This is a genomic window from Xanthomarina sp. (assembly GCF_035306705.1).
Classification (GTDB): Bacteria; Bacteroidota; Bacteroidia; order Flavobacteriales; family Flavobacteriaceae; genus Xanthomarina.
In genome coordinates, this window is sequence record NZ_DATGNO010000080.1 from 84,449 (window position 1) to 94,336 (window position 9,888).

Genomic DNA, 9,888 nt, shown 5'->3' on the forward strand with positions numbered 1-9,888 from the left:
ATGTTTGGAGATCTAATGGGCATGATGGGAAAACTTAAGGAAACCCAAAAAAAAGTTGAAGAAACTAAAAAACGCTTGGACACAGTGTTAATTGATGAAAAAAGCAGCGACGAAAAAATAAAAATCACATTGACTGCCAACAGAAAAATTAAATCTATAAGCATAGATGATAGTCTGCTACAAGACAAGGAAGAATTAGAAGATTATCTAATTTTAACCCTTAATAAAGCCATCGAAAAAGCAACCAAAGTAAACGACGCCGAATTAGCTGCTGTTGCAAAAGATAGCATGCCTAACATTCCAGGAATGGATATGTTTAAATAAAACAGGCATTAGGTTTGAGATTTGAGGTTTGAAATTCAATATTTAATGGGCAGTATTGGATGCTATTTTATTCTTTCATAATTCCTATAATGCCATATCCTTTAAAATAGTCAAAAAATACGCATGCATATCATCGGTATAATCCAAATGTGTAACGATTCGTAATTTCCCTTGTCCCATGCCACTTAATCGAATGTTATGATTGGTAAGGGTTTCTAAAAATTTCGATTCGTCTGTTTTACGTTCTAATTCAAAAATAATGATGTTGGTTTCAACAGGTTCTACTTTTTTAATAAAAGATAATCGACTTAAAACCTGACCAATTTCCTTCGCTCTTTTATGGTCTTCAGCCAAACGTTCTAAATGATGGTCCAATGCGTACAAACCAGCTGCAGCTAAATATCCAACTTGTCTCATACCTCCTCCTAGAATTTTTCGGATTCTGATGGCATTTTGCATGATTTTTTCATCTCCAATCAACACAGAACCTATTGGGCAACCTAAACCTTTACTTAAACACACGGACATGGTGTCGAATAATTGACCATAATCTTTAGCTGTTTCTTTCTTTGCCACCAAGGCATTCCAAATTCGTGCACCATCTAAATGGAAACCCAAATTATGGGTAGTACAAACCGTTCTTATTTTTTTAAGCTCTTCAAAATCCCAACAAGATCCTCCGCCTCTATTCGCCGTATTTTCTACTTCTACCAAAGCCGTTAACGGACTGTGATAAAAATCTGGAGGATTAATAGCTTCAACCACCTGTTCTGCAGTAAACATGCCACGATTTCCTTGAATTAATTTACACGAAACACCACTATTGAAAGAGGCTCCACCACCTTCGTAATTATAAATATGGGCATCTTTATCGCAAATAACCTGATCTCCAGGATGGGTGTGCAGTTTTATAGCGGTTTGATTCGCCATGGTTCCAGTTGGAAAAAATAAGGCTTTTGGTTTTCCAAACATGTTGGCAAGTCGTTTTTCCAAAGCATTCACTGTTGGATCTTCCTTGTATACATCGTCACCAACTTCTGATTGCATCATTGCATCCAACATACCTTTTGTTGGCTTGGTAACCGTATCACTTCTTAAATCTATTATCATGGGCAAAATTATAAATCTATAGGATAATTAGGCCACAAACACACAAATAATAGATTTGAAATTCATCTAAAAAACTTTATAATTTAGAATTTCAAACTTTAATTTTATTATTTGTGAATTGGCGACACTTTAAAATTTCGTATTTGTTTTTTTCAAAGCATAAAACTATAAAATTAAATCAAGTTATATTTTATCAGCCAATTATTAATTTTACTTTTGTGAAAACAAAAATAAAGTATGATTACTTCAGATCAAATAAAAGATCTTAATAAACGTCTAAGTGCGCTTAGACAATATCTTTGACATAGATGCCAAACTAATTGAAATTCAAAACGAGGAAGAACAAACCTTTTCTCCAACGTTCTGGAACGACTCTACAGCTGCCGAGCTCGTAATGAAATCGCTTAGAAACAAAAAAAAATGGGTTGAAGATTACCAAAAGGCAAAATTGCTCATCGAAGAACTTGAAATTACTTACGAATACTATAAAGAAGGCGAATCTACGCTCGAGGAAATAGAAAGCAGTACAGAAAAAGTTACAAATCTTATTGAAGATTTAGAATTTAAAAACATGCTTTCCGAAGAAGGTGATAGTTTAAGTGCCGTACTTCAAATTACCGCTGGAGCTGGTGGCACAGAAAGTTGCGATTGGGCAAGCATGCTTATGCGCATGTATTTAATGTATGCCGAACACAGTGGTTTTAAGGTAAAAGAACTCAACCATCAAGAAGGAGATGTTGCAGGAATAAAAACAGTAACCTTAGAAATTGAAGGCGATTATGCCTTTGGTTGGCTTAAAGGTGAAAATGGCGTCCATAGATTGGTTCGAATCTCTCCTTTTGATAGCAATGCCAAACGCCATACCAGTTTTGCTTCTGTGTATGTGTATCCTTTAGTTGATGACACCATTGAAATTGACATCAATCCGGCAGATATTGAAATAACAACAGCCCGTTCTAGTGGAGCTGGCGGACAAAACGTGAATAAAGTAGAAACAAAAGTTCAACTATTCCATAAACCAACTGGAATACAAATTTCTTGTTCCGAAACACGTTCACAACACGATAACAGGTCTAGAGCCATGCAGATGCTAAGATCGCAGTTATACGAAATTGAACTAAACAAACAATTGGCCCAAAGAGAAAATATTGAAGCCGATAAAATGAAAATCGAATGGGGAAGTCAAATTAGAAATTATGTGATGCATCCCTATAAATTGGTTAAAGATGTACGTTCTGGGCATGAAACCGGGAATGTAGATGATGTTATGGATGGACATATAGAACCATTTTTAAAAGCTTATTTAATGATGATGGGCCAAAAATCTGAAGAAAACGAAACCTTGTAAATTATGATCAAAATATATCACAATCCGCGATGCAGCAAATCTAGAGCTGGTTTAGAGCTTGTAGAAAATTCTGGAAAGGAGTTTGAAGTTATTCATTATTTAAAAAATGTCCCTTCAAAAGAAGAACTCAAAGACCTATTAAAACTTTTAAATATGAAAGCTGAAGATTTAATTAGAAAAAATGAAGCTGATTGGAAAGAAAACTTTAAGGACAAAAATTTATCCGAAGCACAACTTATAGAAGCCATGATTAAATTCCCGAAACTTATAGAAAGACCTATAGTAAGCAATGGAAAAAAAGCGGTTATTGGAAGACCTACAGAAATAATTTCCGAGATTCTTTAAAATGGCAAAAAAGCTTTGAAACCCATTAGTTTCAAAGCTTTTTTATTTAACAAACATTTAACCAAACGCCACTAAACCAAATTCTATTTTTGCAGTCTTATATAGCAAAAATACAATCATGAATAAATTTTTATTAGTTTCTTTCTTTATTATTATATCTATTTTTACGGCTCAAGCACAAAAAGATGTAACCATTACGGGAAAGGTTCTTGAACAAAATACCGGCCAACCGTTAGAATATGCTACGGTTGCTTTTTTTAGCAAAGCCGAGAATAGAATAATAACTGGTGGAATTACTAGTGAAAAAGGAGAATTCAGCATTCCAGTGGCTCCAGGAACTTACGATATTTCGATTGAGTTTATTTCGTTTAAAAAACAAATTATTCCAAATCAAACCCTTTCAAAATCTCAAAACATTGGGATTATTCGTTTAGAAGCAGATACTGAAGCTTTAGATGAAATACAAATTATTGCCGAAAGAACGACCGTTCAAATAAAATTAGATAAAAAAATATACAACGTTGGTCAGGACCTTACTGTTCGCGGGGGAACTGTAAGTGATGTTTTAGATAATATTCCTTCGGTTTCTGTAGATGTGGAAGGAAATGTTGCTTTAAGAGGTAATGAAAACGTGAAAATTCTTATTAACGGAAAACCTTCGGGTTTAGTTGGTTTAAACTCGACCGATGCTTTACGCCAGTTGCCAGCGGAATCTATCGAGCGCGTGGAAGTTATTACATCTCCTTCTGCTAGATATGAAGCTGAAGGAACTGCCGGAATTTTAAATATTATTTTACGTAGAAGTAAATTGCAAGGATTTAATGGTGCAGTAACTGTTAGTGCTGGAGACCCTACTTCTGCAGGTATTTCAGGAAATATAAACTATAGAACAGGAGATGTTAACATCTTTAACACGACCAGTTATGATTATAGAAAAGTGCCAGGAAAATCTTCATCCAATACACGTTATTATAATAAAAGATACGATGAAAATGGAATTTTATTATATGACAACCCAGATACTCTAGCCGTAGAAACCAACGATTACGATAGAATAAGAAAAGGTATAAGCACCAATTTTGGGGTAGAATGGTATGTAACAGAATCCGCTTCCTTAACAGGATCTATTTCTTATAGAAATGGGGAAAACGAAAACAATACCACAAATACCTTATCTCTATTTGATGATTTCGGTCAATTTATTTCACAATCAAATAGGTTTGATCCCTTAAAAGAAAAAAGCGATGTACTACAATATTCATTGAATTTTTCAAAAGATTTTGACGAGAGTGGACATAAATTAACCATGGACTTCCAATATGAAGACACCTCAGAAGACGAATTCTCTAACGTATTGGTGGAAGGTGTAAATTCTGAAAGAGTAAACACATTAAGAGATCAAAGCCGTATTTTATTACAAGCGGATTATGTACTTCCTTTAGGTGAAAAAAGTCAGTTTGAATTAGGATATCGAGGTAACTTTAAAGATCAGGATACCGATTATTTAGTAGAAATTTTTGATGCTACCTCTAACGATTTCATAAATAACACCAACCTGTCCAACTTTATGAACTATCGCGAATATGTAAACGCAGCCTACACTCAATTTGGAAGTAAGGTTGGGAATAAGTTTTCTTACTTATTAGGTTTACGTTTAGAAAACACACAAGTAACCATTGATCAAGTTACAAGTAACGATTTTAGTAAAAAAGATTATACAGGTTTATTCCCAACAGTGAATTTTAGTTATGAGTTAAGCGAAAAGGAAAATGTAACATTGGGTTATAGCCGAAGAATTAGACGTCCATGGTCCTTCTTTATTAATCCATTTCCATCTCGTTCTAGTGTCACCAATATTTTTAGAGGAAATCCAGATTTAGCTCCAAGTTATTCAGGGTTATTTGATTTAGGTTATTATAAAAAGTTTGGAAAAATTTCGGTAAATACCTCAGCTTATTACCAACATGCTACCGATGTGTTTAGTTTTGTAAGTTATGATACGGGTCAAACAGTAATTGTAAATGGCCAAGAACTTTCTATTATTGAACGCACACCAATTAACTTAGCGGAAGAGGATAGATATGGATTTGAATTTACGTTTATCTATAGTCCAATGCGTAAATGGAACATCAACACCAACTTTAATATCTACCAGCAATCGTTAACTGGAACAGATCCAAATGGATTATCCTTAGATAGTAAGAGTACCAGTTGGTTTGCCAGATTAAACAACAAATACACTTTACCATTAAGCATTGAATGGCAAACAAGTTTAAATTATAGAGGTCCATCTGAAGATGCACAAAACAAAAGAGAAGGCAACTTTTCTGCGAACATGGCATTCAGCAAAGACATCTTAAACGACAATGCATCTATTGCACTAAACGTAAACGATTTATTTAATACTAGAAAACGTGCTATGGAAACTAGCACGCCTACTTATTATAGTTCTTCAGAGTTTCAATGGAGCCAACGAAGCATCAATTTATCTTTTACATATAGATTCAACCAACAAAAGAAACGTCAGCAAAGAAACGGCACCGGTGGTGGCGATGATATGGAGTTTCCTGGATAAGGAATCTAAATTCCATTTAACATAACAATAAAAAGGCTATCTGTTTACAGATGGCCTTTTTGTTTTTAAATCATCAATAAAGGTTTGGTTTTTTCAAAAGGATTAGTTTTTTTTTACAGAATATGAGCTTGCAATTTATTTATAATTCAATTAAATATAAAAATCAAAATTGAATATAGAAACAAAAAAAATCGCCCAGAAATTTCTTCCTAGGCGATTATATATATTTTATAAAAGTAAAACTAATTAGCTCTTCAATTCGCGTTTTGCTTTCTTTTCCTCTTTCATTTCTTTCAAGCGTTCTATTAAAGCTCCTCCAATCCAATAAGGAATTACAAAAGTCATTAAAAATATCATTAACCAAAAACCAACGGTTAGTATGGTTAAAAATGCTAAAAATCCTAAATACTGGTCAAAATCGAACATAATAAAAATCTTTTTTTAGATAGTAAGGCAAATATACATGAAATGGAGTTTTTAAACAATAGCTAATTTAAGATTTATTAACATTGTTGTTAAGATTTCTCCGAGCTTCATGTTTTTTAAAAATAAACTCCAAAACAAAACAGCTAAAAATAACCGAACCAATGACAATAACACCTACCCTATTGGATGCGAATTGTTGAATAATTAAGGTAATAAAAGCAATAAAGCACATTAAGAACCCAAGTAATGGAACAACTTTTTTAGCTTTTACCTGCTTCGCTAATTTAAATGCTACATAATTTACTATGGCAAATATCAATAAAAACCCAGCGCTTCCGGCCGTCGAAATGCTTTCAAGCTTTAAAACATTTGCTATAAGTAAGGTTAAAACAGCAGTAATCATTAATCCAATGGGATGATTCCATAACTTACTTGTTAAGTGGTGGGGTAATTCGTCATCTTCGGCCAATTCAAAGCTCACCCTACTTCCACCGTAAAGCGACGCATTAATAGCCGAAAAAGTAGAAATTAATGCTGCAATGGTAATTATGGTAAATCCAACATGACCAAGCATGGGTTTTGCGGCTTCTGCTAAAACATAATCTTCCGCCTTTGCAATTTCCTGAAATGGTAAGGACCCAACCGTAACAATGGCAATTATTACATATAAAAACATCACAAACCATACAGAGTAATTATAGGCTTTAGCAATATTTTGTTCTGGATTTATAATATCAGGAGCTGCATTGGCAATGAGTTCAAAACCTTCATAAGCCACAAAAATAACCATCCCTCCTGTTAAAAGCAGTACGGGATTTTCCCAATGAGAGATAGCCAATTGCTCTACATTTGGATTTCCAAACAACCCATAAAGTCCCACAGCAACAAAACCCATTAAAATTATAAGTTTTATTACAACCGCATAGGCTTCTATTTTACTAACTACCTCTACACTGTAATAATTAACAGCAGTTGCCAGAATTATAATAGCACTTACATATATATGAAAGTCGATAGCCCTTATTCCCGATATGCTCCATAAATTAGGGGCATAAGATCCAAAAGCTGAAGCATAAAGCAACAACATAATAATATAGCTTACCCATAACAAATTATTAATGGCTCCACTAAAAACAGTTTTTCCAAAACCCTGATTAATAAATTTCACGGTACCGCCTCTATCTGGAAAGGCCAAGGAAAGTTTGGAATAACTATAGGCCGTTAAACCGGCTATAATACCAGCAAAAAAGAAAGCTAGGGGTGTGCCTCCTTGTGCTAATGAAACTGCCAAACCTAGCACAGCAAAGATTCCTCCTCCAACCATACCTCCTATTCCTATGGACATAGCTTCTAACAAACTTATTTTACTGTTGCTTTTAGGAAACTTCGCCATGGAACAAAAAAATTAGTTAAAATAAAAGTATTGCTTTTTTACCCTGAATCAAAAAAAGAAGGAAATTATATTAGAAACCAAGGAAGGCTTTCTTACAAATAACAAGCTAAGTGCTAATTAAATTAGGGATAATATCGTAATTTTGTAATTCATTTAATATTTTTACGAATCATGACTTTTAGAATAGAAACAGATACCATGGGCGAGGTTCAAGTGCCTGCAGATAAACTTTGGGGAGCACAAACAGAGCGCTCAAGAAATAACTTTAAAATTGGAGCTTCGGCGTCGATGCCCTTGGAAATAATTTACGGTTTTGCTTATTTAAAAAAAGCAGCAGCGTATACCAATTGTGAATTAGGTGTTCTTTCTGAAGAAAAAAGGGATTTAATTGCGCAAGTTTGTGATGAAATTCTTGAAGGGAAACACGACGATCAATTTCCATTGGTTATTTGGCAAACAGGGTCTGGTACCCAAAGTAACATGAATGTTAATGAAGTGGTTGCCAATAGAGCACATCAACTTGTGGGCAAGGTTATTGGTGAAGGCGAAAAAACCATTCAGCCAAACGACGATGTTAATAAATCTCAATCCTCCAACGACACCTTCCCTACAGGAATGCACATTGCAGCTTATAAGAAAATTGTAGAAACCACGATTCCTGGAGTTATTCAATTACGAAATACGCTACATAATAAATCCATAGAATTTAAGCATGTTGTAAAAATTGGTAGAACCCATTTAATGGATGCAACACCACTAACTTTAGGACAAGAGTTTTCCGGGTATGTGTCGCAATTAGATCACGGATTAAGAGCTTTAGAAAACACTCTTCCACATTTATCTGAAATAGCTTTAGGTGGAACAGCCGTTGGAACAGGACTAAACACTCCTGACGGTTATGCCGAACTAGTGGCAGAATACATCGCAAAATTCACCAATTTACCTTTTATAACAGCCGAAAATAAATTTGAAGCTTTAGCAGCCCACGATGCTTTTGTAGGAAGTCATGGCGCATTAAAACAATTAGCAGTTTCATTAAACAAAATAGCAAACGATATTAGAATGATGGCTTCTGGACCACGTTCCGGAATTGGCGAAATCAATATTCCTGCCAACGAACCTGGAAGTTCTATAATGCCTGGAAAAGTAAATCCTACGCAATGCGAAGCTTTAACCATGGTTTGTGCGCAAGTTATGGGGAACGATGTAGCAGTAACCGTTGGTGGAACTCAAGGCCACTACGAACTGAATGTTTTTAAACCGATGATGGCTGCTAACCTTCTTCAATCTGCTCAATTGTTAGGTGATGCCTGTGTAAGCTTCAACGTGCACTGTGCCGAAGGAATAGAACCAAATCACGAGGTAATTAAACAATTATTAAACAACTCCTTAATGTTGGTTACGGCTTTAAATACTAAAATTGGTTATTATAAAGCTGCAGAAATAGCTAATACAGCTCATAAAAACGGAACCACTTTAAAGGAAGAAGCCATTAATTTAGGCTATGTTACTGCTGAAGACTACGATGCTTGGGTGAAGCCAGAAGATATGGTTGGTAAAATAAAATAGTATTTAAATAAAATGAAATCAATATATTAGCGCTAACTAATCAATTATTTAAAATATGAAACATATACTACTTTTATTTACTACTCTAATTTTCATGAGTGCATCTATCAATGCCCAGACTACTTTCACTAAAAACACCATTGACGGAAGCACTAGTGCAAGACCATACACTGTTGCTTCTGGGCATTTAACTAACGATGCTTTCTTAGATATAGCTATTGGCACATATAATGGCAGCAAAGTTACTTGGTATAAAAACAATGGTGATGCCACCTTTGCAGCAGGAATTACTCTTACGGCAACAGGTACAGCCGCATTATCTTATATCGAAAGTATTGCAATTGCCGATTTAAATAATGATGGCCACCATGATATTATAGCAACTGGTTCTTACAATGATAATTTAGTTTGGTTTGAAAACAATGGTGACGAAACCTTTCAGCCTGCTGTATTAATAGCCACTGGAATTGCTGGTGCTGGCGCTGTAAAAGTCGCGAATATTGACAACGACCCAAATGGTAATTTAGATATTATTGTTACAGCGTATACATCAAACTCTGTAGTTTACTTTTTAGGAAATGGTGATGGTACTTTTGGAACCATGCGTACTTTAGTACAAGAAGCTGCTGGAGCAGGCCCTGGCTCTTTTGACATAGCAGATTTTGATGGTGATGGCGATTTAGATGTAGTTGTTGGTTATACAGGAAGTGGTGAGGTGAAATTATATGATAATAAACTCATTCCGGATGGCCTTGATGGTTCTGGAAATGTTCCGTTTGCTGCCTATACAAATACTGT

9 protein-coding genes are annotated in these 9,888 nt (G+C 34.8%); 6 read left to right on the forward strand and 3 right to left on the reverse strand.

Features of this window, described 5'->3' with window-relative positions; genetic code table 11:
• Positions 1–324: a YbaB/EbfC family nucleoid-associated protein gene (locus VKY47_RS07235; protein WP_324311605.1), complete on the forward strand. Its 324-nt coding sequence runs from the start codon at positions 1–3 to the stop codon at positions 322–324.
• Positions 325–408: 84 nt separating this feature from the next.
• Here the strand turns inward: VKY47_RS07235 and VKY47_RS07240 are convergent, their stop codons facing one another.
• On the reverse strand, positions 409–1,434 hold the full coding sequence (locus tag VKY47_RS07240; protein WP_324311606.1) for a threonine aldolase family protein: 1,026 nt from the start codon (positions 1,432–1,434) through the stop codon (positions 409–411).
• A gap of 237 nt (positions 1,435–1,671) precedes the next feature.
• Between VKY47_RS07240 and prfB the strand changes: the two genes are divergently transcribed.
• From prfB to VKY47_RS07255, 3 genes are all read left to right on the forward strand, one after another.
• Positions 1,672–2,782, forward strand: a protein-coding gene (prfB, locus tag VKY47_RS07245; RefSeq protein WP_324311608.1) for a peptide chain release factor 2 whose coding sequence is annotated in 2 segments (ribosomal slippage) — positions 1,672–1,734 and positions 1,736–2,782 — 1,110 coding nt in all. Because the reading frame shifts where the segments join, the coding sequence is not laid out codon by codon here.
• 3 nt (positions 2,783–2,785) lie between these two features.
• Positions 2,786–3,127 (forward strand): arsenate reductase (glutaredoxin), encoded by a 342-nt coding sequence (gene arsC / locus VKY47_RS07250; RefSeq protein WP_324311610.1) that lies wholly within the window; start codon positions 2,786–2,788, stop codon positions 3,125–3,127.
• 118 nt (positions 3,128–3,245) lie between these two features.
• Complete coding sequence (locus VKY47_RS07255; RefSeq protein ID WP_324311612.1) at positions 3,246–5,702, forward strand: TonB-dependent receptor; 2,457 nt, start codon at positions 3,246–3,248, stop codon at positions 5,700–5,702.
• A gap of 246 nt (positions 5,703–5,948) precedes the next feature.
• On the opposite strand, the gene VKY47_RS07260 is transcribed toward VKY47_RS07255, so the two are convergent.
• A complete protein-coding gene (locus tag VKY47_RS07260; protein WP_324311614.1) occupies positions 5,949–6,128 on the reverse strand; it encodes a hypothetical protein in 180 nt (59 codons plus the stop codon).
• 67 nt (positions 6,129–6,195) lie between these two features.
• Entirely contained in the window at positions 6,196–7,521 is a 1,326-nt protein-coding gene (locus tag VKY47_RS07265) for an APC family permease (RefSeq protein ID WP_324311616.1), read from the reverse strand.
• A gap of 171 nt (positions 7,522–7,692) precedes the next feature.
• On the opposite strand from VKY47_RS07265, the gene fumC reads away from it, so the two are divergent.
• Together fumC and VKY47_RS07275 are read left to right on the forward strand one after the other, a co-directional pair.
• Positions 7,693–9,090 (forward strand): class II fumarate hydratase, encoded by a 1,398-nt coding sequence (fumC, locus tag VKY47_RS07270; RefSeq protein WP_324311617.1) that lies wholly within the window; start codon positions 7,693–7,695, stop codon positions 9,088–9,090.
• 55 nt (positions 9,091–9,145) lie between these two features.
• On the forward strand, positions 9,146–9,888 hold a 743-nt coding region (locus tag VKY47_RS07275; RefSeq protein WP_324311619.1), incomplete at its 3' end, for an FG-GAP repeat domain-containing protein.